This is a genomic window from Pseudomonas sp. MT92 (assembly GCF_058792515.1).
Genome location: NZ_JBXAFA010000006.1, coordinates 194,301 through 220,037, shown reverse-complemented (window position 1 = coordinate 220,037; position 25,737 = coordinate 194,301). Strand labels below are relative to the sequence as shown.

The 25,737-nt window shown below is 60.0% G+C and carries 22 protein-coding genes; 10 read left to right on the top strand and 12 right to left on the bottom strand.

The features are described from left to right. Position 1 precedes the first annotated feature (1 nt). The 7 genes from algG to yaaA form a co-directional block, all read right to left on the bottom strand. Entirely contained in the window at positions 2-1,576 is a 1,575-nt protein-coding gene (gene algG / locus AC1Q6D_RS13620; protein ID WP_103403854.1) for a mannuronan 5-epimerase AlgG, read from the bottom strand. A 26-nt stretch (positions 1,577-1,602) separates the two neighbouring features. After that, positions 1,603-3,084, bottom strand: a complete 1,482-nt coding sequence (locus tag AC1Q6D_RS13615; protein ID WP_103403855.1) for an alginate export family protein — start codon at positions 3,082-3,084, stop codon at positions 1,603-1,605. Further along, complete coding sequence (algK, locus tag AC1Q6D_RS13610) at positions 3,081-4,505, bottom strand: alginate biosynthesis TPR repeat lipoprotein AlgK (protein ID WP_103403856.1); 1,425 nt, start codon at positions 4,503-4,505, stop codon at positions 3,081-3,083. Before algK ends, AC1Q6D_RS13615 begins: the two co-directional genes overlap by 4 nt. A gap of 9 nt (positions 4,506-4,514) precedes the next feature. Then, complete coding sequence (locus tag AC1Q6D_RS13605) at positions 4,515-5,684, bottom strand: alginate biosynthesis protein Alg44 (RefSeq protein ID WP_103403857.1); 1,170 nt, start codon at positions 5,682-5,684, stop codon at positions 4,515-4,517. Positions 5,685-5,720: 36 nt separating this feature from the next. Further along, the gene (alg8, locus tag AC1Q6D_RS13600) at positions 5,721-7,202 is read right to left on the bottom strand and encodes a mannuronan synthase (RefSeq protein WP_103403858.1); all 1,482 of its coding nucleotides are present in this window, start codon (positions 7,200-7,202) and stop codon (positions 5,721-5,723) included. A gap of 95 nt (positions 7,203-7,297) precedes the next feature. Beyond that, positions 7,298-8,614: a nucleotide sugar dehydrogenase gene (locus AC1Q6D_RS13595; protein ID WP_047532871.1), complete on the bottom strand. Its 1,317-nt coding sequence runs from the start codon at positions 8,612-8,614 to the stop codon at positions 7,298-7,300. Between the two features lie 822 nt (positions 8,615-9,436). Continuing rightward, the gene (yaaA, locus tag AC1Q6D_RS13590) at positions 9,437-10,216 is read right to left on the bottom strand and encodes a peroxide stress protein YaaA (RefSeq protein ID WP_103403859.1); all 780 of its coding nucleotides are present in this window, start codon (positions 10,214-10,216) and stop codon (positions 9,437-9,439) included. A gap of 178 nt (positions 10,217-10,394) precedes the next feature. Here yaaA and AC1Q6D_RS13585 point away from each other — a divergent pair, with 178 nt between their 5' ends. The 6 genes from AC1Q6D_RS13585 (at position 10,395) to AC1Q6D_RS13560 (ending at position 15,631) form a co-directional block, all read left to right on the top strand. Continuing rightward, positions 10,395-11,519, top strand: coding sequence for a polysaccharide deacetylase family protein (locus AC1Q6D_RS13585; protein WP_103403860.1), 1,125 nt, complete (start codon positions 10,395-10,397; stop codon positions 11,517-11,519). A gap of 358 nt (positions 11,520-11,877) precedes the next feature. Continuing rightward, positions 11,878-13,272: a PhoH family protein gene (locus AC1Q6D_RS13580; protein ID WP_047532864.1), complete on the top strand. Its 1,395-nt coding sequence runs from the start codon at positions 11,878-11,880 to the stop codon at positions 13,270-13,272. 128 nt (positions 13,273-13,400) lie between these two features. Next, a complete protein-coding gene (moaC, locus tag AC1Q6D_RS13575) occupies positions 13,401-13,874 on the top strand; it encodes a cyclic pyranopterin monophosphate synthase MoaC (protein WP_046820460.1) in 474 nt (157 codons plus the stop codon). After that, positions 13,871-14,113, top strand: coding sequence for a molybdopterin converting factor subunit 1 (gene moaD / locus AC1Q6D_RS13570; protein ID WP_103403861.1), 243 nt, complete (start codon positions 13,871-13,873; stop codon positions 14,111-14,113). The genes moaC and moaD overlap by 4 nt, the downstream gene beginning before the upstream one ends. A 3-nt stretch (positions 14,114-14,116) precedes the next feature. Next, positions 14,117-14,569, top strand: coding sequence for a molybdopterin synthase catalytic subunit MoaE (moaE, locus tag AC1Q6D_RS13565; RefSeq protein WP_047532856.1), 453 nt, complete (start codon positions 14,117-14,119; stop codon positions 14,567-14,569). A gap of 285 nt (positions 14,570-14,854) precedes the next feature. Continuing rightward, positions 14,855-15,631: an ABC transporter substrate-binding protein gene (locus tag AC1Q6D_RS13560; RefSeq protein WP_103403862.1), complete on the top strand. Its 777-nt coding sequence runs from the start codon at positions 14,855-14,857 to the stop codon at positions 15,629-15,631. A 123-nt stretch (positions 15,632-15,754) separates the two neighbouring features. Here the strand turns inward: AC1Q6D_RS13560 and AC1Q6D_RS13555 are convergent, their stop codons facing one another. The 5 genes from AC1Q6D_RS13555 to AC1Q6D_RS13535 form a co-directional block, all read right to left on the bottom strand. Beyond that, on the bottom strand, positions 15,755-16,396 hold the full coding sequence (locus AC1Q6D_RS13555; protein WP_103403863.1) for a helix-turn-helix transcriptional regulator: 642 nt from the start codon (positions 16,394-16,396) through the stop codon (positions 15,755-15,757). A 91-nt stretch (positions 16,397-16,487) separates the two neighbouring features. Beyond that, positions 16,488-17,615, bottom strand: a complete 1,128-nt coding sequence (locus AC1Q6D_RS13550) for an NAD(P)/FAD-dependent oxidoreductase (RefSeq protein WP_103403864.1) — start codon at positions 17,613-17,615, stop codon at positions 16,488-16,490. Between the two features lie 123 nt (positions 17,616-17,738). Continuing rightward, positions 17,739-18,683, bottom strand: a complete 945-nt coding sequence (locus AC1Q6D_RS13545) for an ornithine cyclodeaminase family protein (protein WP_492618471.1) — start codon at positions 18,681-18,683, stop codon at positions 17,739-17,741. A 137-nt stretch (positions 18,684-18,820) separates the two neighbouring features. Next, the gene (gene rhlB, locus AC1Q6D_RS13540; protein ID WP_103403865.1) at positions 18,821-20,308 is read right to left on the bottom strand and encodes an ATP-dependent RNA helicase RhlB; all 1,488 of its coding nucleotides are present in this window, start codon (positions 20,306-20,308) and stop codon (positions 18,821-18,823) included. 97 nt (positions 20,309-20,405) lie between these two features. Next, the gene (locus AC1Q6D_RS13535; RefSeq protein WP_103403970.1) at positions 20,406-21,062 is read right to left on the bottom strand and encodes an alpha/beta hydrolase; all 657 of its coding nucleotides are present in this window, start codon (positions 21,060-21,062) and stop codon (positions 20,406-20,408) included. Between the two features lie 466 nt (positions 21,063-21,528). Between AC1Q6D_RS13535 and AC1Q6D_RS13530 the strand changes: the two genes are divergently transcribed. The 4 genes from AC1Q6D_RS13530 to AC1Q6D_RS13515 all read left to right on the top strand — a co-directional run bounded on the left by AC1Q6D_RS13530 (position 21,529) and on the right by AC1Q6D_RS13515 (position 25,690). Further along, a complete protein-coding gene (locus AC1Q6D_RS13530) occupies positions 21,529-22,560 on the top strand; it encodes an amino acid ABC transporter substrate-binding protein (protein WP_090464863.1) in 1,032 nt (343 codons plus the stop codon). Between the two features lie 65 nt (positions 22,561-22,625). Then, complete coding sequence (locus AC1Q6D_RS13525; RefSeq protein WP_103403866.1) at positions 22,626-23,807, top strand: amino acid ABC transporter permease; 1,182 nt, start codon at positions 22,626-22,628, stop codon at positions 23,805-23,807. Between the two features lie 10 nt (positions 23,808-23,817). Beyond that, on the top strand, positions 23,818-24,915 hold the full coding sequence (locus AC1Q6D_RS13520) for an amino acid ABC transporter permease (RefSeq protein WP_103403867.1): 1,098 nt from the start codon (positions 23,818-23,820) through the stop codon (positions 24,913-24,915). Positions 24,916-24,925: 10 nt separating this feature from the next. Further along, entirely contained in the window at positions 24,926-25,690 is a 765-nt protein-coding gene (locus AC1Q6D_RS13515) for an amino acid ABC transporter ATP-binding protein (RefSeq protein WP_003171943.1), read from the top strand. Positions 25,691-25,737 lie beyond the last annotated feature (47 nt).

Genomic DNA, 25,737 nt, shown 5'->3' with positions numbered 1-25,737 from the left:
CTCAGTCCTGCATTTCGGTCTGGCGTTCGACAGGGTCGATCAGCACGGCTTTCTGCTGGCGCACCAGCAGGTCGAGAATTTCATCCTGACGCTCGCCGAGAATCCCCGAGAAGCTGATGCCGCTGGATTTGGTCGGTGCGAGCATGGACACGCGGTACAGCTCGACGCTCAGCGGCGAGTCGATGGACAGCGGCCCGCTGCCATTGCCGGCCAGTTCGCCGCCGACCACGATCAGCGACACCTGGGCGTCGAACGGGTCGAGCTTGATGTCGCGGTCGGTGTTGGTCAGGTCCTTGATGTGGCCATAGACGCCGGTCAGGCCGTTGGCCATGGCGATGTTTTCGTAGAGGCGGATGTTCACGCTGTTACGAATGCGGATGCCGTGGCGCCGGTTGCTGATGACCTTGTTGCCCCACAACAGGTTGTCGGCACTCTCGTAGAGGGTGATGCCGTCGGTGTGGTTCTGGTAGATCTCGTTGTGGGCGATCAGGTTGTTCACGCTGTTACGGTCGATCACCAGCCCCGAGAGGTGGTTGTCGTAGCTGCGGTTGTTGAAGATGAAGCTGTCGTTGACCTCACGGGAAATAATGATTCCGTGCTTCTTCTTGGTCCCGTGCACCGTGTTGTCGGCGATGATCAGACCGTGGGAGCGGTCGTGCGGGTCGATGCCGTAGACGATGTTGTCTTTGTAGGTGTTGCCCTTGACCACGAAGTCGCGGGTTTCGTAGCAGTAGAAGCCGTACCACATGTCCGAGAACTCGGAGCCGACGATCCAGCCGGTCGGTTCAGGGCGCTTGAGCACCTTGGCCATGTTCGGCGTGTACTGGGAAATACTCACGCCGTAGGACTTACTGTTGGCGTAACCGAAACTGGCGATCTTGCTGTTGGCGATGTAGGTCTCGGTGCCGCCCCAGGACAGCAGGAACGGACGGAATTCCTTCGGCGAAGTGAACGTCGCCGGGCCGTTGTCCTTCTCGCGCCAGCCAGTGATTTTGGTGTCACGCACGAACAACTGGCCGTCGTTGACCAGGAACGAACCGGCCTCCTGTGACAGGCGCAGCTCCTGGGTCTGTTTGTCGATTTCCAGGATGCCGTGGCGACCGACCACGATCGGCAGCTTGGCGAGGAACACGCCCGGCGCGGTTTCGATGACGTACTTGGGCAGCTTTTTTGCCACGTCCTTGAGGTTCATGTAGCCGTCGTCGACGAAGATCGCCTGGGGGATGCCATGCTGACGCACCACCCATTCGGCCATCTTGTTGTCGCCGCCGATGAAGTCCTTCAGGGCGTCTTCCTGCATCATCCGGCGCACGCTGATCTTGCCGGCCTTGCTGCGCACGATTTTCGCGGCGATGGTTTCGGCGGTGTAGCCGGAGATGTCCGGCAATTTCGGCGTGGCCAGTTCCAGCGGCGCGGTCGGTGCGCTGCTGACGGTGTAGGTCTTGGCCTGTTGCAGTTCCTTGGCCATGGTGGCCGGCTTGGCTGCCGGCTCCGTACTGGCGAAGGCAGCTGCACTGGCCAGCAGCAAAGCGCCGGCCAACAAGCTGATCGAGCCTTGTCGGGCTTGATGATTCATCTGGAAAACTCCCTTCGCGGTGTGCATCAGAAGCGCCAGATCACGTCGATGAACGCGCGGTGCATGTACGAATCGACCTGGCTGCCGTAGGCATCGCCGGGCTTGAACACGCCGCCACGGAAGCGCACCAGGGCCGAAGGCTCGTCGATCTTCTGGCTCAGCGCTGCTGGCAACAGGCCTTGCTTGAAGTACTTGGTGACGACCAGGTCCATTTCCTGGCCCATGTCTTTCTCGCCATCGTTCAGCGGCAGGGAGGTGGTGGAGAGCACGGCGCCGGTGACGTCATCGGTGTTGTTCTGCACCGCATCGATGCCGTTGCTGCCGACCGGCTTGTTGCCGTCGACACGCCAGAACTTGTGGTAGATCAGGCTGGCGTCGTACTCGTCGTTGAGCATCCACGAACCGAACAGCGTGGCGGTTTGCAGGTTGTTCATTTCGCCACGGAAGGCCTCGCCGAAACGGTGCACCCGCGAGCGGGTGCCGGTGTAGTTCGAGCGGTTGCTTTCCAGGCCGTTCTGTTCGTAATCGGCGCTGGCTCGGGCATAGGCCGCACCGACTTGCCATTGCGGATCGAGGCGCAGGCGCACACCCAGATCGGTGGCCCAGCCGCTGACATCGCCGCTTTGCTTGGGTTGCGCGGGTGCGGTGCCATCGGCGTTCAGCGGGTTGACCGTGTCGCGGTCGCCGCTCATGCCGGTGACGCTGCCCCAGTAGTTGACCATGTTGGTGTTGCGCCAGTTGTAGGCGTCGCTGTTGGCCTGCAGGCCGATCCAGCTGATGTCGCCGTTCTGTTTTTTGTCCAGCGAATCGCTGGGCACGCCCGGTTGCGCATAGTCGAGCTTGCCGTCGTCGTGGGTGTGATGACCGCGAATGCCGACCCATTGACCCGGTGTCCACTGGTATTCGGCCTCGGCGTAAGCGTGCAGGCGATCCTTGTCCTTGGGCGCCAGCTCTTTCAAGTCGGTGCGGTATTCGCTGAAGCGTTCGGCGACACCGGCGTTGGCGCGCAACAGGGTGGTGTCGAAGGTCCAGTTTACGGCTTCGATGTTGGTGTCGCGCCATTGTCCGTCGTCATTGTGCAGGCGCTGGCGACCGACTTTCAGGATCTCGCCGGGGTAGGGCGTGAAGCCGCTGTAGCCGACCCAGAACTCGCGCATCGCCAGGTAGTTCTTCTTGGTCTGGCGATCATTGTTGCTGGTGTTCTCGGTGCCTTCGGACTGTTGCAGGGTGTCGGTTTCAATGATGTCGGTGGACGTCACGGCTTGACCCATGGCGTAGGCGCTCCACGCGCCGCTTTCGCCATAGACCCAGGGACGCAGGTCCAGACCGACACCGTTGACGTCGCCACCGGGCTGTGTGCCGAGGTCACGGTCGTCTTCGGACTGGCCGGTGATTTTCACTTCGAGGCCGAAGTTCTTGGTTTCGGTGATCGCCGCCAGTGTCGGGCAGGACCAGATCAGCGCGAATGTCAGGCCAATACCGGCCTTGACGAATGGATTCAACTTCATAGGGATTCCTCGCCGTCTTCTTGCAGGGCGTGCAGTTGCAGCGTGTTCTGGCTCAAGGCACCACGAGTCGCCTGTTCCTGTTTCAACAGACGCTGGGCCTCTTTGATCTGCGCAGGCGGCAGTTGGGCTTCGAGTGTTTGTGCAAGTTCGGTGGCTTGCGGGGTGTTCTGGGCCTTGGCCAATTGACTGAAGACATACGCGTTGAGCGGGTCAGGCTTGGTGCCCTTGCCCTGGGAAAACAATTGGGCGATGGCGAAGTCGGCGCTGTTCTGACCGTTGCGGGCCGCGGTCAGCAGATGATCGAGGGCCTTTTGCGGATAGACCTTGCCCAGGTAGCCACGGCGGTAGATCTGGCCGAGGTAATAATCGGCGGCGACTTCGCGGCCGACGGCTTTCTGGAAGTGTTCTTCGGCGACCTTGGCATCGACCGGAACCCTCTTGCCCTCGTAGTAGAGCTTGCCCAGCAACAGTTCGGCGCGCGGCTGGTCGGCGGCACGGCCGTTGTCCAGGTACTTCATCATCTGGTCGACGTCGCCCAGTTCGGGGAAGTCGTAGAGCAGTTGCGCGAGGGTGACCCACGATGCCGGGTAACCCGGAGCGATGGGTTCGAGCAGCGACTGCGCGGTTTTTTCATCGGGCGTGCCGAGGGTCGCATCCGCCAGCACACGGGCAACGCTGTCGACCCGTTGCGCGGAAACCGTGCCGCGAGCGTGAGCGGCTTGCAGCTGCTTGATCAATTCGGCTTGTTGCTCGGGCCTGGCCTGTTTCTGATAAACCGTGGCCAGCTCGACGTAGCAGATGTCGGTGGTGTTCAACGCGGCTTTGCAGATCGTTGCCACTTCGTCCAGGTGCTGGTCGTAAGTGCCCTGGGTGCGGTAGAGCAGCACCTGCGCCAGACCCGCTTGCGGTTTGCCTTCGGCGCGCCATCTGCTGATCTGCTGCTGGGCATTGATGTTCGGGAAGCTGTGCGGGTATTGCAGGTACAGCATGGCCAACGGGATCAATGTGTTGCCTTCGCCATTGGCGGCGGCTTTTTTCAACAGGCCTTCGGCCTCGTGTTGCTCGGCTTCGGTGGAGCCGGGTTTGGCCACCAGCAGACGACCCAGGCGTGCTTGCGCTCGCGGTGAAACGCTGGCGGCGGCGCGGTAAGTTGCCTCGGCCTGTTTCATCTGCGCCGGGTCACGGCTGTCGACCTGAATGTCAGCCAGACCGACTTGCGCCTCGCTGTAGCCCAGATCGGCCAGTTGCTGGTAATTCGCCGCCGCGGTGGCGGTATCGCCACGCTTGAGCGCTTCGTTGGCCAGGCGCTGGTCGGGCAGGCCAGCGCAGCCGGCGAGGCTGACTGCCAAGGCCAGCGAGCACACCACCAAGCCACTGTGGGAGCTCGGTGTTCTCAGAAGACTGATGATCGTCACAGGCATGTCCTCCGCTTAAAGACCAGCGGCCATGGCTTTGTCGATCAGCCAGTTCAGGTTCGGGCCACGGTCGCTGCTCACTTCCACCGGGCGGCCGGCGAAGGTGGTGTCCAGGGCTTCGTCCGGCTGGATCAGGACGCGAATGTCGGACGACAGGTCGGCGCTTTTCAGGCTGGTGCTGCTGACGATCTTGCCAGTGCGGGATTTGTCTTCGCCGGCGATCTGGAAGCGCACCGCAGTGCCTGGCAGCACGTCGCTGAACTGGCGATAGGAGAAGCGCGCTTCAACGTTGGCTTCGCTGTTGCGCGGCACCAGTTGGAAGATCACATCGCCTTTGCTGGCGTACTGACCGTTGGCGACCATTTGCTGGGCGACGGTGCAATCGCACGGCGAAGTGAGGGTGCCGGTCATTTGCTTGCCGAACAGCTCTTCGACCTTGGCCGGTGTCAGTTGATCGTCTTCCAGATGACCCTTGAGCACGTCGAGCATGCTGGTGCTGAAGGTCGCCAGCGGCGCGCCTTTGGCGGCCACGCCATCGGGTTTCAACAGACTTTGCACGGTACCGTCGCGAGGCATGGTGATGTTCACACCCGGCACGCTGACCAGGCCGGCCTGGGCGTGGCTGACGAAGTACATGCCGTACACAGACTTGAAGATGAAGCCGAACGCGGCCAGGCCAACGACGAAGATCCCCAGGCTGAAGGTCACGGCTTTCATGCGTCCGAACGCGGACATACCGTGGCCGCCGTCCTTGACCTTGCGTGCCTTGGTGAAGTTGTCGCGCTGCAGCGTCGCCAGCACTTCGCCGATGCTGACGATGTCGCCGGCCAGGTGCGAGGTGATCAGGTGACGCAGGGTCGAGATGTCTTGTTGTTCCAGGTTCTGGAACTGGCAACCGGCGCGACCGCTCTGGCGATCGAAGGAGCGAACCTGCAACTCGACGTCCATGGCCAGGCCGAGGTTGTCGATCACGAATTGCAGGCGCGCCTTGTACACGTCGCCGATCTTCAGCGGCAACTGGCCGGCATTGAAGGCCAGGCCACCGGCGGAGAGGTCGAGCACTCGTGCTTCGACCGGCGTGCGGTCGGGACCGTAGAAGCGCAGCTTGGCCGGGATTTTCACTCGGGCGTGTTGGCGCTGGGCTTCGGATTCATGCACTACGTTGGCGTTGACGGCGGTATTCATAGGGGTGGTTTCCTGGTTAATTCAATAAGGGGGCGGTCAGACCATCATCAGCAGCACGGCGACGAAAATGCTGCCGGCAGAGAAGGTCATGGTCCGAGACGACCAGGTGTTGAACCAACGTTGAAAGCTGGCGAGATCACGGGTCAGAGAAGTGGGCTGGCGAGTCCAGGACTGTTGGTCGAGGCGGAAGAACACGTAGATCTTCACCAGCGCGCCGACGATCTGGTTGTAATAGAGAATCGCCGGGTACGCCGGGCCGATCCGGTGACCGGAGCAGGACAGCAGCAGGGTCAGGATCAGGCGGGTGATACCGATCCACAGCAGGTACACCAGGATGAACGCAGTGCCGTACTTGAAGCTGGCGATCAGGGCCACGGTCAGGCCCAGCAGGGAGGTCCACATCGACACGCGCTGATCGAACAGCACCACCGACGTGAACACACCGAGGCGCTTGACCCCCAGGCCCAGGGCACGCGAGTTCTGCCGCAGGTTGTTGCCGTACCAGCGGAACATCAGCTTGCGGCTGGCCTTGATGAAGCTCTTTTCCGGCGGGTGTTCCACGGTGTGGATCGCGGCGTCCGGCACGTAGAAGGTGTCGTAGCCCAGGCGCATCAGGCTGAACCAGCTCGATTTGTCGTCCCCGGTGAGGAACTTGAAACGACCCAGGCGCCAGTGTTGCAGCGAGTCGCTTTCCACGTCGGCGATGAAGTCCGGGTTGGTCACGACGCTGGCGCGGAACACCGACATGCGGCCGGTCATGGTCAGCACGCGCTTGGACAGGGCCATCGAGCACATATTGATGTGACGCTGGGCGAAGCGCAGCTTGTGCCATTCGCTCATGATGTAGCCGCCGCGCACTTCGCAGAACTCATTGGTGGTCAGGCCGCCAACGTTGCCGAACAGCTGGAACCACGGCACGGTCTTGAGCACCACGCCCTCGGCGAGCACGGTGTCGCCATCGATCACGGCGACCACGGCGCGGTCATCCGGAAGGTGACGGGAGATGGCGCGGAAGCCGTAGGCCAGGCCATCACGCTTGCCGGTGCCGGGAATGCGCACGAAATCGAGCTTGACCCGGGCCGGTGGATTCATCCGGTTCCACAGGCTTTTCACCAGCAGCTCATCGGACATCTCCACGATGGAGCAGACCACGGTGGTCGGCAGGCCGCAGTCGATGGCTTCACGAATCACCGAGCTGTAGACCTGTGCGGTGGTCAGGGCGTCGATGCGGAAACTGGTGACCATCAGAAATACATGGGACGGGTCTGCCGCTTTACCCAGCTTGCGCACTTTGCGCCGCAGGTGCGGGTAGACCACGTACAGAAACAGCATGCCGCGCAGAAAGTGCGTGGCCCCCATCGAGTAGCGCCAGATGCCGACGATACCGATCAGGAAAATGAAGTCCTTCGACTCGGAGTCGAATGTGGACACAGGCAACGCCATGGCGATGCCCATCAATAAACTCAGATAAAACAGCCAACCGGCGGCCTGGAGTAGGCCGTGCTTTAGCCTGTGCATAATCGGAATCCTAAAGTCAGTTGAAAGCTTCAAGCCTCAAGCAGCAAGCGAGGAGCGCTTAACTTGCCGCTTGAAGCTTGTCGCTTATTGCTGCTTTACCAGCAGATCCCTTCGGTACGGCCGCTGACGCTGGTGGCCTTGGACATGAAGCCGACCAGGTCGATCACCTGCTTGCCGTGAGGAACGTTCTGCACCAGGGCGCGGAATTTCTCGTCGCGGTTGCCGAGGATGATCACGTCGGAGTTGTTGATGACGTCGTCGAAGTCGGCGTTGAGCAAGGACGAGACGTGAGGGATCTTCGACTCGATGTAGTCCTTGTTCGCGCCATGGACGCGGGCGTATTCGACGTTGCTGTCGTAGATCTTCAGGTCGAAACCTTTGCCGATCAGCATTTCCGCCAGGTCCACCAGCGGGCTCTCGCGCAGGTCGTCGGTGCCGGCCTTGAAGCTCAGTCCCAGCAGGGCGACTTTGCGTTTGTCGTGGCTTTCAACGATATCGAAGGCGTTTTGCACCTGGGACTCGTTACTGCGCATCAACGAGTTGAGCAGCGGCGCTTCCACATCCAGCGAGCTGGCGCGGTAGGTCAGGGCGCGAACGTCCTTGGGCAGGCAGGAGCCGCCGAAAGCGAAGCCGGGGCGCATGTAGTACTGGGACAGGTTCAGGGTCTTGTCCTGGCAGACCACGTCCATCACTTCGCGGCCGTCGACGCCGACGGCCTTGGCGATGTTGCCGATCTCGTTGGCGAAGGTCACCTTGGTGGCGTGCCAGACGTTGCAGGTGTACTTGATCATTTCGGCGACGGCGATGTCCTTGCGGATGATCGGCGCGTCGAGCTCTTCGTACAGCGATTGCAGAACGTCGCCCGAGGCCTTGTCGAATTCGCCGATGACGGTCATTGGCGGCTGGTCGTAGTCGGCGATGGCGGTGCTTTCGCGCAGGAACTCAGGGTTCACGGCGACACCGAAATCGACACCGGCCTTCTTGCCGGAGCAATCTTCGAGAATCGGGATGACCACGTTGGCCACGGTGCCTGGCAGCACGGTGCTGCGGACCACGATGGTGTGGCGGGTGCTCTTGTCGCGCAGGACAAAACCGATTTCGCGGCACACCGCTTCGATGTAGTTCAGTTCCAGGTCGCCGTTCTTCTTGCTCGGCGTGCCGACGCAGATCATCGACAGGTCGGTGTCACGAATCGCCTCGGCGAAGTTGGTCGTGCCACGCAGACGACCCGTCTGGATACCTTGCGCCAGAAGTTCGCCCAGGCCCGGTTCAACGATCGGCGATTTGCCGGCATTGATCATATCGATCTTGTCCTTGGCAACATCGACGCCGACAACGTCATGGCCCCGTGCAGACAGGCATCCGGCACAGACTGCGCCGACATAACCCAAACCAAATATGCTGATGCGCATCGCAATTACCTCTCTATTATCAAGCCTGTATTCATCAAGCCATTAGATGGCTGGAGTTAAGGGTGTTTCAGCGTTCATAGTGCATTCGCAAGTGCGGCTTACAGGCGCAACAATGCCGTGTTCTGGCATATGAATGATGAGTGTCTAAATAAGTGCACTCAAGATGTGCGCAATCGGGCCTTATTGTTATGACGTGCCCTGTTATGCAGCCAATCCACTATTCAGAGGATGTCCGTGCAATCGTCTTGCGCGCTCGATACCAGGCCGTGAGCCCGTAAATCAAGCGCTTGGGTGCTCCATTGAGCACGCTTATAGGGGCGCTGCCATGGCCTTGTAGGGGATAGTCATAAAACGTTATCTCCTGTCCGTTGTGTATTGCCCAAATCAGGAATTATTCAGCACAAGTTGATGTGGCAACTTTGCTACATGGATCTCTGTTCTGCGTAAGTTATCTCGTACAAGCAGTGTGAGAATCGTTACCGGTGGTATGAGCGGTGCATTCGGACATAGTTCCGACCCGCTGATCATGAATTCTGAAATTTCTTGAAATATTGAGAAAGATGGCACTGCTTTCATATTGATAGCACTTGCCGTTTCGCCCTTTATATATAGGCGATTTATTGGAGGGGATAGTTTTTTGCCACTACCGATAAAAAATTTCAGTGCCACTACTGAAAAAAATCATCAAAGTCGAGTGAAACTAAAGTTATAAATCGGCGCGATGTATTTTTGGCGCCATGAAAATGGCGAATCTGGCGGGAGAATTGTGGGGGCTCAATGGGGCGCATGACGGATCTGAGCGTCATGCGCCAGCCCGGCGTTTCAGTCTGGAGCGTGATCGCGCAGGAACACCAGATTGTCCGGTTTAGACTGCTCGGCGCTGTATCGATAGCCCTGCACGTCGAACTGTTTGAGGGCGGCCGGGTCGTTGATGCGTTCTTCGATCACGAAGCGACTCATCATGCCGCGGGCCTTTTTCGCATAGAAGCTGATGATTTTGTACTGACCGTTCTTCAGGTCCTTGAACTCGGTGTTGATAATGCGCGCCCTCAGGGCGTTGCGTTTGACCGCCGAGAAGTACTCGTTGGAGGCCAGGTTCAGCAGCACGTCATCACCCTGGTCGGCCAGGGCTTCGTTCAACCATTCGCTGATCCGCGTGCCCCAGAACGCATACAGATCCTTGCCACGGGCATTGGCCAGCTTGGTACCCATTTCCAGGCGGTACGGTTGCATCAGGTCCAGCGGGCGCAGCAAGCCATACAGGCCGGAAAGCATGCGCAAGTGTTCCTGGGCGTAATCGAAATCGGCTTCGCTGAAGGTTTGTGCGTTGAGGCCGGTATAAACGTCGCCCTTGAACGCCAGCAAGGCCTGTTTGGCGTTTTCAGGGGTGAACGCGGGCGTCCAGCTGCCGAAACGCGCGGCGTTGAGCCCGCCGATCTTGTCGGAGACATGCATCAGCTCGCTGATTTGCGCCGGTGTCAGCTCGCGCAATTGCAGGATCAGCTCCTGGGAATGGTCCAGGTATTGCGGCTGGGTAAAGCGCTGGGTCGCCGGCGGTGTTTCGTAATCGAGGGTCTTGGCGGGTGAAATCACCATCAGCATGAAGTCGTCTCCTTTAATCGTGGGGGCGATTCTAGGGGGTTGTCCTGGTTGACTCCAGCTATCAAGGCCATAGGTGATGATCGGTGGGGTTGCACAAGGCCCTGTGTGCGAGCCTGCTGCGGGAGTTGGGACTGGATCGGCTATAGTGCCGCGCGGGTTTTGTTATGGAGACATCCCATTGCGCATCGTTTTTCTTTTTTCGGCCTGGCTCTTGAGCTTCGGGACCATGGCGGCGCCGGGTGATGTGGCGACCCTTGATCGCAGCACCTGGCCTGAACAACTCGGCAACCCGACGCTGTTCGACGTCGCGTCGCGCGCCGAAATCCTGATGTTTGCCCGTGTGCTGCTGGCCAGCGAAGCGATGGACGAACCGGCACTGGCCCAGCATCTGGGCTTGCGCACGATCAACATGGCGTCGGTCAACCATGTTCGCCAGCGCCTGTGGCTGCGTCTGTTGAGCAGCTACAACTTTGCCCAGCAGAGCTGCGACCAGGATGCGTCTTTCTGTTTCCTGGTCGAGGACATGCCCACCCTGCGCGAGCAAGCCGCCAAGTTCCAGATCAGCGAGGACAGCTACTACATCAAGTGGGCCGAACCGAGTCGCCTGTTTCATGCCCAGTACCTGGACGAGCAATTGCGCAAGGCCGCGCTGTTTCCGCAAGCCAGTAGCGAAGTCGATCGTTTCGGCGACTTTGAGCGCAATGGCGACGAGATGCATGACCGGCTGTTTCTGCTCACCTTCGACAGTGCCGCCAATGCCATGCCGGACAACACGGACTGGGTCACCGAGTACCTGCGCAAGTCGAACATGAGCGGCACGTTCTTCGTCCTTGGCAAGGATATCCAGACGCGTCTGGCCGAGCGTTCGGTGGCGAGCCTGCAATCGACCTACTCGATGCAGTGCGTCGGCGTACAGGGTTGGGAGTTCCGCTCCCACAGCCATTGGCAGGACTGGCAGGATTCGGTGCGGCGCAGCGCCGAGCTGGTCAAAAGCAAACTGCCGGAGAACTACGTGCCGCTGTTTCGCCCGCCCGATGGCCAGCGCCGTTCCGACGCGCAAGGCTTCTTCAAGTCTCAGGGGGTGCGGGTAGCGTTATGGGACATCGATGCCCAGGACGGCGCCGGCAAGCTCAAGGCCAGCCAGAGCGCGCAACGGGTGTTGACCCTGATGCTGCTGTGGCGTCATGGCGTGATCAATTTCAATGTGAAACAGGATGGGGTGAAAACGGCGATGCCCTGGCTGATTACGCAAACGGCGCAAAGCGGGATCGGTTGGGAAGATTGCCAGAACGGGTTCCAGTGAAAAGCCGGAGCGCGTTTCGCTGAAAACGGCGAAAGCCCGTAAACATTGGGCGAAGGGCGATTTTGGGAGGGATTTCGATGCAGGCGGACTTCCGACTTTAAACGGGTGATGGCAGTCCGCCAAGTGCTATTGGTCATTCTGAAAAATAAACTTCAAAAAAACGTCAAAGTGCTTTTTTCTGTCATGTGTTTTGGAGTATTACGAAGACAGACCGCCGAAACCTGCAACACAGGTGGCGTCTTCCAAGACCCGTTTGTTTGCAGTCACTTGGATCTCCGCAGGTGAGATTCGGCGGCCACTTCGAGGCGCAGCACCGCCAAGGTATTGCGTCGACTGGCTCCCACAAAGGTGACCGAGTATGGATGATCACGGACGTAGCTCTTCTTCCAACCAGCCAATCCTTTATGTACTCGATACCAATGTATTGATTCACGATCCAAACGCGCTCCTCAATTTCGAAGAACACCACGTCGCCATCCCGATGACCGTGCTGGAAGAGCTCGACAAGCTCAAGAGCGGGCATCACAGCGTCGCGGCCGAATGCCGCCAGGCCATTCGCCTGATCGACAAGACCCTGGGCGATGCCTCCCCCGAGGACGTTGAACAGGGTGTGCCAATCCAGCGGGGCAAGAGCGGGCCGAAGGGCTTGCTGTCAATTCTGATGAGCAAGCGTGCCGAGCCGAACCTGATTCTGCCCGAGCATCTGAACGACAACAAAATCATCAACCAACTGATCGACCTGCACGCGCGCGATCCGAAACTGCCCGTGGTGCTGGTCACCAAAGACATCAACATGCGCCTCAAGGCCCGCGCTTGCGGGATCGCGGCCGAGGACTACAGCACCGACCAACTGGTTGACGACGTATCGCTGCTGCCCAATGGTTATCACAACATGACCGGTTCCTTCTGGGACCGTGTGAGCAAGGTTGAAACCCGTCAGGACCATGGCCGCACCTGGCATCAGGTGCAACTGATCGACAACTTGCCGGCCGTGCACATCAACGAGTTCATCATCGATGAGCAGGGCTTTGTCGGCTGGATCAAGGAGATCGAAGAAGACAAGCTGCTGATTCTGGACCTGCACCAGGAACCCCTGCTGCACCAGGAAGCCTGGGGCCTGAAGCCACGGGACATCTATCAGAGCCTGGCGCTCTACGCCTTGCTGGATCCGGACATCCACCTGGTCAACCTGTCCGGTGCGGCCGGCTCCGGTAAAACCATCCTGGCACTGGCGGCGGCGATCGAGCAGACCATGGTCAGCAAGCGCTACCGGCGGATCATTGCCACCCGTAGCGTGCAGGGCCTGGACCAGGAGATCGGCTTCCTGCCCGGTACCGAAGCGGAAAAAATGGAGCCATGGCTGGGCGCCATCACCGACAACCTCGAAGCCTTGCACATGGATGACGAAAGCACCCATGGCAGCGTCGATTACATCCTCAGCAAAGTGCCGTTGCAGTTCAAATCCCTCAACTACATCCGGGGCCGCAGCTTCCAGCAGAGTCTGATCCTGATCGACGAGTGCCAGAACCTCACGCCGCACCAGATGAAAACCATCATCACCCGTGCCGGCGCCGGTTCCAAAGTGGTGTGCCTGGGTAACCTGGCGCAGATCGACACCCCCTACCTGTCCGCGACCAGCTCCGGGCTGACCTACCTCACTGAACGCTTCAAGGACTTCCCGAACGGGGTGCACATCACCCTGCAAGGGGTGCCACGTTCGATCCTGGCCGAATACGCCGAATCGCATCTGTAACCATTCAACCAAAACCGGGCGGCCTCGACAGCCGCCCGGTTTTTTTATGCCTGTGTGGGGCGATAATCGTGCGTGCGGAAATCTGACCCGCAGGTTTACAATCGACGCTCCTGATCAGGAGTAACCCCGTGCTGACTCATCTCGATTCCCAAGGTCGCGCCAACATGGTCGACGTCACCGAAAAAGCCGTGACGTTCCGTGAGGCGACGGCCCAAGCGCTGGTGCGCATGCTGCCCGAAACCCTGCAGATGATCGTCAGCGGCGGTCACCCCAAGGGTGATGTCTTCGCTGTGGCGCGCATTGCCGGCATTCAAGCAGCGAAGAAAACCAGCGACCTGATTCCTCTGTGCCACCCGCTGATGCTGACCGGCGTGAAAGTCGAGCTCAGTGCCGAGGGCGAGGACAGTGTGCGTATCGTGGCGCGTTGCAAACTGTCCGGGCAGACCGGTGTCGAGATGGAAGCCCTGACCGCCGCCAGTGTGGCAGCGCTGACCATCTACGACATGTGCAAGGCCGTCGATCGCGGCATGACCATCGAAAGCGTGCGTCTGCTGGAAAAGGTCGGCGGCAAGAGCGGGCATTTCCAGGCGGATCAGCCATGAACATCACGGTGAAGTTTTTTGCCCGTTATCGCGAGGCGATTGGCGTGGACTCGTTACGGGTTCAGGGTGATTTCGCCACTGTCGACGACGTTCGGGCATTGCTGGCGCAGCGCGACGGTGCCGAGGTGCTGAGCGAGCAGAACCTGATGTGCGCGCGCAACGAAGACCTCTGCCAGCTCGACGAGCCGGTGAGCGAGGGCGACGAAGTGGCGTTTTTTCCGACCGTGACCGGGGGCTGAGCCATGGCGATTCGCGTGCAGTCCACGGCGTTCGATCCGGGAGCCGAAGTCAACGCCATGCACGATGCCAATGTCGGCGTCGGCGCGGTGGTGAGTTTTGTCGGCTACGTGCGCGACTTCAATGACGGGCTCGACGTGGCCGGAATGTTCCTCGAGCACTATCCGGGCATGACCGAAAAAGCCCTCGCCAAGATTGCCAGCGAGGCCGAGCAGCGCTGGCCGCTGCTCAAGCTGGACGTGCTGCATCGCATTGGCGCGCTGGAGCCGGGCGAGCCCATCGTTTTTGTCGGCGCCGCCAGTGCGCACCGTCAGGCCGCGTTCGACGCCTGTGCCTTTGTCATGGACTACCTGAAAACCCGCGCACCGTTCTGGAAGAAAGAAAACACCAGCGACGGCCCGCGTTGGGTCGAAGGGCGCGACAGCGATCATGCGGCAGCGGATCGCTGGAAGCAGTAAGTTCTGCGGCGTTTCCAAGTAAGCCATTGCGAGCAGGCTCGCTCCCACATTGCAACTGCAAACACAGACCCACTGTGTGGGAGCCTGCTCGCGATGGCGTCATCCGCACCACCACCACTTTTACTGACTCCCCTCCCGACCGCCGGCCGATACGGGCTGCATTTGTCTGATTGACGAATAATACGTAAAAGTCCAGTATGGAATTATAAGTACAAAAAAGGCATTCCCCGTTTCAGCTCTTTCTTCTGTCTTGCCAAACCAACAACAACCCGCGAGAGAACGAACATGAAGAAGTTTCCCCTCATCACCGGTCTGGCCCTGAGCCTGTTGGCGTGCAGTAGCGTGTTTGCCGCCGAGAAAACCTTGCGCATCGGTATCGAGGCCGCTTACCCGCCGTTCGCTTCCAAAACCGATAAAGGCGAAATCGTCGGTTTCGACTACGACATCGGGAATGCTCTGTGCGCCCAGATGAAGGTCAAGTGTGTGTGGGTTGAAGGTGAGTTCGATGGTCTGATTCCTTCCCTGAAAGTGAAGAAGATCGACATGGCGCTGTCGTCCATGACCATCAACGACGACCGCAAGAAGTCGGTGGACTTCACCCACAAGTATTACTTCACTTCATCGCGCCTGGTGATGAAGGAAGGCGCCGCGGTGGATGACCAGTACGCCAGCCTCAAAGGCAAGACAGTCGGCGTGCAGCGTGCTACCACCACGGACCGTTATGCCACCGAGGTGTTCGAGCCCAAAGGCATCAACGTCAAGCGTTACAGCAACAACGAAGAGATCTACATGGACCTGGCGGCCGGTCGCCTCGACGCCATTTTTGCCGACACCATTCCGCTCAATGACTTCCTGTCGATGCCGCGCGGTAAAGGCTACGCATTTGTCGGGCCTGAGTTGAAGGACCCTAAATACGTCGGCGAGGGCGCCGGGATTGCCGTGCGCAAGGGTAATGCCGAGTTGGTCAGCGAACTGAACACCGCCATCGACGGCATTCGCGCCAATGGCGAATACCAGAAGATTTCCGATAAGTACTTCAAGTCGGATATTTACGGCGACTGATAGTCCGCTATCGCTGGCAAGCCAGCTCCCACATTGTCTGCGCCGTGCACAACTATGTGATCACCGCAGAACCTGTGGGAGCTGGCTTGCCAGCGATGAGGCCGGAACTGCCAATGCAGATCTCTAGCCCTTCAATTCCTTCAAATGCTTGTACACCGTCGCCCGTCCCATGTTCAGCACATTGGCCACATAGTTCGAAGCGCTTTTGCCTTTGAACGCCCCTTCGGCGTGCAGTGCCAGCACCAGTTCGCGTTTGTGGTCGCGGGTCAGCAGGTTCAGGCTTAGTTGCCGCTCGCGCAGCCAGTTGTGCAGGAAGGTGTTGATGCGCTCCTGCCAGTCATCGCGGAACAGTGAGTCCGGTTGCGGAATCAGTTTGGTCGGCGACAGAAACAGGTCCAGCGCCGCCTTGGCGTTTTCAAACAGCGAAATATTCAGATTGATGCACAGCACCGCCACAGGATGACCGTCGCGGTCGCGCAGGACGGTGCTCAGGCTGCGAATTTTCTGACCATCCCAGTTGAGCTTTTCATACGGACCGATATTTCGTTCGGTGACATCGTCGCTGAGCATGTCTTCGAGCGCCGAGTCGTCGCCTATCTCCCTTTTCGACAGGTTGTTGGCGATGTAGTCGACCTTCTGCGTGCGCAAGTCGTGCAGCACCACTTCGGCGTGGGGAAAGAACAACGTGGCGATGGCGTCGGCAATCGCCCGGAAGTTATCCAGGGCGGCGTCGTTCAGGGCCGGGTCTTTTTCGGGGGCGTTCATCACATGGGGCTCCGGGCAGCTTCAGCGCCCCGAAAAACGGGGCTCTGAAAGTGTGCCGCAATCGTGTCGGCGCGTCACCTGAGGGTGAGGATCAGCCCAGGCGGGCAGGGGAGAGCATGGCTTCGTTCAGGCCGAAGCGTGTGAGTGGCTCGGGCAATGCTTCACCGCGCACCAGGGCGGCGCTGGCCTGGCCCATGGCGGGCGAGGTCTGGATGCCATAGCCGCCCTGTGCCGCTACCCAGAACAGGCCTGGCACCTGTGGGTCGAAACCGGACAACAGGTCGCCGTCACTGACGAAGCTGCGCAGGCCGGCCCAGGTGCGGGTCGGACGGCGGATGGTCAGGGTCGTGGCTTCTTCGATCTGGTAAATGCCCATGGCGATGTCCAGCTCTTCAGGCTGCACATCGTGCGGTTCTACCGGATCGGCGTTGGCCGGTGAGCCGAGGAACATCCCGGCATCGGGTTTCATGTAGAAGGATTCGTCGAGGCTGACCAGCATGGGCCAGTGATGAATGTCCACGCCCTCGGGGCCGGCGAAAATGAAGGCCGCACGCCGCTTGGGTTGCAGGCCCAAGGGGTTGGCGCCGGCCAGTTCACCGATCTTGTCGGCCCAGGCGCCAGCGGCGTTGATGATCACCGGCGCGCTGAAGGTGCCGGCGTGGGTCTGTACCTGCCACACGCCTTCGGCATCGCGGCTCAGGCCCAGTACTTCGCAGTCTGTATGGACTTCGCCTTTGTGGCGGCGGATGCCGCGCAGATAGCCCTGGTGCAGCGCGTCGGTGTCGATGTCGCTGGCGGTCGGGTCGTAGATCGCACCGTGGACTTTTTCCTGGCGCAGGATTGGCAGCCGGGCGCAGGCCTCTTCCACGCTGAGCAATTGCATCTCGGGCACCGTGGCCTTGGCGCTCAGGTATTGCTTGTTCAGCTCGGCCGGGTCACCGGTGAAGTCCACGGTCATTTCGCCGCGCGGGGTGAGCAGCGGGTGCTCGCAGAAGCCGGTCGGTGGCGTGTCGAAAAACGCTCGGCTGGCCTGGGTCAACGCGCGAACCTGCGGTGTGCCATAAGCGGCGCTGTACAGCGCCGCCGAGCGTCCGGTGGAGTGATAGGCCGGATGGGATTCGCGTTCGAGCACGACCACGCGCCCGTGCTGCGACAGCCAGAAACCGGTGGAAGCGCCGGCAATCCCGCCGCCGATGATGATGAAATCTGCGTGGCTCATGAACGTCTCCTGTTATCGGTCATCCCTGTAGGCGCCGGCTTGCTGGCGATCGCATCGCCGCAGTGTAAATGATGGACCGTGGCGTCTGCATCGCTGGCAAGCCAGCTCCCACAGGGTGGGGTGTTAGGGTTGTAGGCGGTAGATGGCATTGGCCAGCGCGATGTCTTCCAGGCCCAGGCCGATGGAGCGGAAGAACACATGGCGATGGTAGTCAGGGCGCTGCACCTTCTCGCTCAGCAGATCGGCCAGGTCGCCGACAATCGCATCGTTATTCCAGCCATGTTGTTCGCCGGCAATCAGCATCTCACCGGCCGAGCCGGGGGTGGTCAGACGATAGTCACAGAACACCTGCATGTCATTGAGGCTTTGCGGCGGCACTTCGTGGGCGCGTGGGGCGTTGGTGCTGATGGAGGTGATCAACGCCGGTTTGCGCAGGCTGGACGGGTCGATCACCGGGCCGGCGGATGAGGTGCAGAGCATGATCACCTCCGCGTCGTCGACAGCGGCTTCGCGGCTGTCGACGACGGTCAGGCGTGGCTCGATGCTTTTCAGCAGGGCCACGGTTTCAACGTCGTCGCTCAGGTTTGGCGAGTACAGGCTGATGTTCTGCCAGTCGCGCAGGTTCTTCACGTAGCGCAAATGCGCCTGGGCGACCTTGCCGCTGCCGATGATTGCCAGGCGAGTCGCTTTGAGCGGTGCGAGTGCATCGACCGCCACGGCGGTCGTCGCGGCGGTGCGCGCCGTGGTCAGTTCGCCCGCGTCGCACAACAGCAGCGGCTGACCGGTCTGCATCGACATCAGTAAGGTCCAGGCGGTCACCAGCGGGCCTTGCTCGCGCACGATGTACGGCGACGTCTTGACCCCGTACACGCCTTCTTTGGCCAGCACACCCAGATAGTTGATGAAGTCGCCGGCACCCTGGGGAAACTCCACCAGTTGCTGCGCCGGTTGCACCGCCTGGCCGGCGGCGAGGTCGCGGAACAGGTTGCGCATGATTTGCGGTACGTCGACCTGGGCCAGCCACTCACGGGCCTGCGGTTGGGTGATCACATGGGGGCTGTTGGTCATGGTGGCTCCGGGTATCGGGATAAACTAATTTGTCCATTATGGACATTTTAATATCGTGAGCAAGCACCTATTAAAAAAGCCGGGCGAAAAAAAGGCGCAGTCCGTTTCCGGCTGCGCCTCTTTCTACGCGTCGTCCGTTACGGACGCTTGCGCTCAACCGCACGCAGCAGGTGCGTCGGTGGCGTTTCACAGCTGATCTTGCGACCCAGCTTCTCTTCGATGGACGGTAGCTGGTAGGAGTCGTCTTCACCGGCAAAACTGATGGAGACACCGTCGGCACCAGCACGACCGGTGCGCCCGATGCGGTGCACGTAGTCGTCCGGGACTTCCGGCAGGGTGAAGTTGATCACGTGGCTGATGCCGTCAATGTGGATGCCGCGCCCGGCCACGTCCGTGGCCACCAACACACGGATCTTGCCTTCGCGGAAACCTTCCAGGGTCTTGATGCGCTTGTGCTGCGGCACGTCGCCGGACAGCTGCGCCGCATTGATGCCATCACGCACCAGGCGTTCTTCGATGCGCCGCACTTCATCCTTGCGGTTGGCGAACACGATCACCCGCTCCCAGCCGTTATCGTTGACCAGGTTGTAGAGCAGTTTGTACTTGTCGGCAGCGGCGACCGCGTAGATGTGCTGCTCGACGTTTTCGTTGGCAACGTTGGTGATTTCGATTTCGACAATGGCCGGGTCGGTGGTCCACTGCTTGGCGAGGTTCATCACGTCTTCGGTAAAGGTCGCGGAGAACAGCAACGTCTGACGCTCGCTCTTGGGCGGTGTCTGGCGAATGATCTGGCGCACTTGCGGGATGAAACCCATGTCGAGCATGCGGTCGGCTTCGTCCAGTACCATGACTTCGACCATGTCCAGGTGCACGTCGCCGCGCTGGTTGAAGTCCAGCAGACGGCCCGGCGTGGCGACGAGGATGTCGCAGTGACGGGCCTCGAGGTGCTTGAGCTGCTTGTCGAAGTCCATGCCGCCGACGAAGGTCATGACGTTGAGGCCGGTGTACTTGGTCAGGTCGGCGGCATCCTTGGCGATCTGCACCACCAGTTCGCGGGTCGGCGCGATGATCAGTGCCCGTGGCTCACCCATGTAGCGCTCTTTCGGCGGCGGGGTTTGCAGCAGTTGGGTGATGATCGAAATCAGGAACGCAGCGGTCTTGCCGGTGCCGGTCTGGGCGCGGCCGATGGCGTCTTTGCCCGCGAGGGTGAAGCCCAGCACCTGGGCCTGGATCGGCGTGCAATACGGGAAACCCAGGTCCTGGATGGCGTGCATCAGTTCCGGGGCCAGTTTGAAATCGTGGAAGCGGGTTTTGCCTTCCTGCGGCTCGACGACGAAATCTTCGAGTTTCCACGGGATCACCGGGGCCTTTGGCTTCGGTTCGCGGCGCGGTTTGGCGGGTTTCGGTGTTTCGTTGCGGGGTTGTTCGGACGTGATTGGCGCCGCAGGTTCGACGGCCGGAGCGGGCTTGGGCTCGTGTTTCGGTGCCGCTACGGTAGCGGCCCGACCAGACGGATGACCGTCGGCGCGGTGGCTGGGCGTTTGAGACGGAGCGCTGGGGACTGGCGCGAGTTGCTCAGTCTCGCTTTTACCGAACATTTTCTTGAGTGCTTTGAGCACGGTCATCTCATCAATTGGTTAAGGAATGTACGCCGGCCAGTGTAATGCAAGAATCGGGCGCGGCGTAGTGGGATGGATCAAAGGGTGTTTTTAAACATTCGGTTTAACGCAAGCGCTCGGTGAGCCAGGCGCCTATGTCGCGAATTTCCTCGGGTAACACTTCGTGACCCATTGGGTATTCCTGCCATGTCACGGTGACACCACGCTGTTTCAAATGCTCGTAGGCGGTTCGGCCCATCGAGTTTTGCACGACATCGTCGTACTGACCGTGCAGCGACAGCACCGGAATGCGCTGCTGGCTGGCGGACAGTTCCAGGGCGTCGCTGAACGTCGGTGCATAGGTCGAGAGGGCAAGTACGCCGCCCAATGCTCCCTGCCATTTCAGGAACGCGGTGTGCAGTACCACGGCACCGCCCTGGGAAAAACCGGCCAGAAAAATCCGCGAGGCGTCTATTCCGGCTGCTCGTTGCACATCGATCAGTTGGATGACCCGTTGTGCCGACTCCTCCAGTTGTTCACGGTTGATCGCGCGCGCTGGACTCATGGCCAATATGTCGTACCAGCTCGGCATCTTGTAACCACCATTGATAGTGACAGCACAGGTGGGCGCCTGGGGGAGTACGAAGCGGGTGGTCAGCAAGGTTTCTTGCAGTGCTTCGGCCACCGGCAGGAAGTCGTAGCGATCGGCGCCAAGGCCGTGCAGCCAGATGACGCAGGCGTCTGCGGGCTTGACGGGTTCTAGAATCAAGGGCTCGGTCATGGCTGCTCCAATGTTGTGCATGCGCGCTCATTAAGTGCGAGGTCTGAGTGCGCGTCCGGTTGATCAGTTAAGTAGATGTCGCAAGGCTGAAAGTTTTGCTCTTGACCTGCGCCTGAAACGATTTTGCAAGCGGTGTGGTACGGGGTTTGCTATGCACATGCTCGTACGAAAGATCCTACGCCTGTCGGTAACACTATCAGTGTACCGCTGACCGTGGGAGAGCAAAAAATCCGGTGATGGATGTTCGCCAGTGGCCGCTACGGGCTTCGCGAACGTGAAGGGCTACAGCCCGTTCGGCCGATTGGTGAGAAGTGAGTTGTCCCTGATGTGGATTTTCTCCTACTAGACTCATAGCTACGGTCCTACGTCGCTTGACCCTAAAAAAAGCCAACAAGGGTCAACAATGCCTCAAAAGGGTGCGATTGGACCACGCTCCGACACAACAAGAGCAAAACTGGAGGTTTGAATGAAGATGTTGAAATCCACCCTGGCAGTCGTGACTGCAGCCGCAGTACTCGGCGTCAGTGGGTTCGCTCAGGCGGGCGCGACCCTGGATGCAGTGCAGAAGAAAGGTTTCGTACAGTGCGGCGTCAGCGATGGCCTGCCTGGTTTCTCGGTTCCAGACTCCACCGGCAAGATCGTGGGCATCGACGCGGACTACTGCCGCGCGGTGGCTGCAGCTGTTTTCGGCGACGCGACCAAGGTCAAGTTCAGTCAGTTGAACGCCAAGGAGCGCTTCACCGCGCTGCAGTCCGGCGAAATCGACATCCTGTCGCGCAACACCACCATGACCAGTTCCCGTGACGCAGGCATGGGTCTGAAATTCCCCGGCTTCATCACTTACTACGACGGCATCGGTTTCCTGGTTAACAACAAGCTGGGCGTCAAGAGCGCCAAAGAGCTGGACGGCGCGACCATCTGCATCCAGGCCGGTACCACCACCGAGCTGAACGTTTCCGACTACTTCCGTGGCAACAACCTGAAGTACACCCCGATCACGTTCGACACCTCCGACGAAAGCGCCAAGTCGCTGGAATCCGGTCGTTGCGACGTACTGACGTCCGACAAGTCCCAGCTGTTCGCCCAGCGCAGCAAGCTGGCTTCGCCGAAAGACTACGTGGTTCTGCCGGAAACCATTTCCAAGGAGCCATTGGGCCCGGTCGTGCGTAACGGCGACGACGAGTGGCTGGCCATCGTGCGCTGGACTGGCTACGCCATGCTCAACGCTGAAGAAGCCGGCATCACTTCGAAGAACGTCGAAGCTGAAGCCAAGTCCACCAAGAACCCGGACGTTGCCCGTCTGCTGGGCACCGACGGTGAATACGGCAAAGACCTGAAAGTGAAAAAGGACTGGGTCGTCCAGATCGTCAAGCAAGTCGGCAACTACGGCGAAGTGTTCGAGAAAAACCTCGGCAAGAGCACTCCGCTGGAAATCGACCGCGGGCTGAACGCCTTGTGGAACGCTGGCGGCATTCAATACGCACCACCAGTGCGCTGATGGTTCTATCACCCGGTGGGCCAACCACCGGGTGATGTTCTGTTCCATTATTTGCGGGGCACTTCATGCAAAATTCAATCGGCGCACCAAAGCAGAGGCTCAGCCTCAGCGATCCGAAAGTGCGTGCGTGGCTATTCCAGATCATCACCATTGTCGCGGTGGTCTCGATGGGCTGGTATCTGTTCGATAACACACAGACCAACCTTCAGCACCGGGGCATTACCTCGGGCTTCAGCTTTCTGGAGCGCAGTGCCGGGTTCGGCATCGCTCAACACCTGATCGACTACACCGAATCGGACACATACGCCCGGGTGTTTGTCATCGGCCTGCTCAACACCCTGTTGGTGACCTTCATTGGCGTGATCCTGGCGACGATCCTCGGTTTCATCGTCGGTGTGGCGCGGTTGTCGAAGAACTGGATCATCGCCAAGCTGGCGACGGTGTATGTGGAAGTCTTCCGTAACATTCCGCCGCTGCTGCAGATCCTGTTCTGGTACTTCGCGGTGTTCCTGACCATGCCGGGGCCGCGTAACAGCCATAACTTCGGCGACACCTTCTTCGTCAGCAGCCGTGGCCTGAACATGCCGGCCGCGCTGATGGCCGATGGTTTCTGGGCGTTTGTCGCCAGCGTCGTGGTGGCCATCGTCGCCATCGTGCTGATGTGCCGCTGGGCCAACAAACGCTTCGAAGCCACTGGTGTGCCATTCCACAAGTTCTGGACCGGCCTGGCGCTGTTCCTGGTGATTCCGGCGCTGTGTGCACTGATCTTCGGCGCGCCGCTGCATTGGGAAATGCCGAAGCTGCAAGGCTTCAACTTCGTCGGTGGCTGGGTGCTGATCCCGGAACTGCTGGCCTTGACCCTGGCCCTGACGGTGTACACCGCGGCGTTCATCGCCGAGATCGTGCGCTCGGGCATCAAGTCGGTCAGCCACGGCCAGACCGAAGCGGCGCATTCGCTCGGCCTGCGCAACGGCCCGACCCTGCGCAAGGTGATCATCCCGCAAGCCCTGCGCGTGATCATTCCGCCGCTGACCAGCCAATACCTGAACCTGGCGAAGAACTCCTCGCTGGCGGCCGGTATCGGTTACCCGGAAATGGTCTCGCTGTTTGCCGGTACGGTGCTGAACCAGACCGGGCAGGCGATCGAAGTGATTGCGATCACCATGAGCGTGTACCTGGCGATCAGTATCAGCATTTCCCTGCTGATGAACTGGTACAACAAGCGCATTGCGCTGATCGAGCGGTAAGGAAAAGCGCATGAGTACTCATACTTTCAAACCCGACATGCCACCTCCGAGCAGCAGCATCGGTGTGGTGGCGTGGATGCGCGCGAACATGTTCTCCAGCTGGCTCAACACCCTGCTGACCCTGTTTGCGTTCTATCTGATCTACCTGGTGGTGCCGCCGATCCTGCATTGGGCGATCCTCGACGCCAACTGGGTCGGCACCACTCGCGCCGACTGCACCAAGGAGGGCGCCTGCTGGGTGTTCATCCAGCAGCGCTTCGGCCAGTTCATGTACGGCTACTACCCGCCGGAACTGCGCTGGCGCGTGGACCTGACGGTGTGGCTGGCCGTCATCGGTGTGGCACCGCTGTTCATCTCGCGCTTTCACCGTAAAGCAGTGTATGGCCTGAGCTTCCTGGTGCTGTACCCGATCATTGCCTACTTCCTGTTGCATGGCGGGATCTTCGGCCTGACCAACGTGGCGACCAGTCAATGGGGCGGTTTGATGCTGACGCTGGTGATCGCCACCGTCGGTATTGCCGGTGCGTTGCCGCTGGGGATTGTCCTGGCCCTGGGCCGTCGCTCGAACATGCCGGCGATTCGTGTGGTCTGCGTGACCTTCATCGAATTCTGGCGCGGCGTGCCGCTGATCACGGTGCTGTTCATGTCCTCGGTGATGCTGCCGTTGTTCCTGCCTGAAGGCATGAACTTCGACAAACTGCTGCGGGCCCTGATCGGCGTGATCCTGTTCCAGTCGGCCTACGTGGCTGAAGTGGTGCGTGGCGGTCTGCAAGCGATTCCCAAAGGTCAGTACGAAGCCGCCGCGGCGATGGGCCTGGGATACTGGCGCAGCATGGGCCTGGTGATTCTGCCGCAAGCCCTGAAGCTGGTGATTCCCGGCATCGTCAACACGTTCATTGCCCTGTTCAAGGACACCAGCCTGGTGATCATCATCGGCCTGTTCGACTTGCTCAACAGCGTCAAACAAGCCGCCGCCGACCCGAAATGGCTGGGCATGGCCACCGAAGGCTACGTGTTCGCAGCCCTGGTGTTCTGGATTTTCTGTTTTGGTATGTCCCGCTACTCCATGCATTTGGAACGTAAGCTCGACACTGGCCACAAGCGTTAGGAGTTCTTTTATGAGCGAAGCAATCAAACAGCCTGTGAGCCCTGAAGGCATTATTCAGATGCAGGGCGTAAACAAGTGGTACGGCCAGTTTCACGTACTCAAGGACATCAACCTCAACGTCAAGCAGGGCGAGCGTATCGTCCTGTGCGGTCCGTCGGGTTCCGGCAAGTCCACCACCATCCGCTGCCTCAACCGTCTGGAAGAACACCAGCAGGGCCGCATCGTGGTCGATGGCGTGGAGTTGACCAACGACCTCAAGCAGATCGAAGCGATCCGTCGCGAAGTCGGCATGGTGTTCCAGCACTTCAACCTGTTTCCGCACCTGACCATTTTGCAGAACTGCACCCTGGCGCCGATGTGGGTGCGCAAGATGCCCAAACGCAAGGCCGAGGAAATCGCCATGCACTACCTGGAACGCGTACGCATTCCGGAGCAGGCGCATAAATTCCCGGGGCAACTGTCCGGCGGCCAGCAGCAGCGTGTGGCGATTGCCCGTGCGCTGTGCATGAAACCGAAAATCATGCTGTTCGACGAACCGACTTCGGCACTCGACCCCGAGATGGTGAAAGAGGTGCTGGACACCATGATCGGCCTGGCCGAAGACGGCATGACCATGCTCTGCGTAACCCACGAAATGGGCTTCGCCCGCACCGTGGCCAACCGCGTGATCTTCATGGACAAGGGCGAAATCGTCGAACAGGCTGCGCCGAACGACTTCTTCGACAACCCACAGAACGACCGCACCAAGCTGTTCCTGAGCCAGATCCTGCATTGATTGGTCAGTGACTGTCGCAAAGAGCCCCGCCGATTGATCGGTGGGGC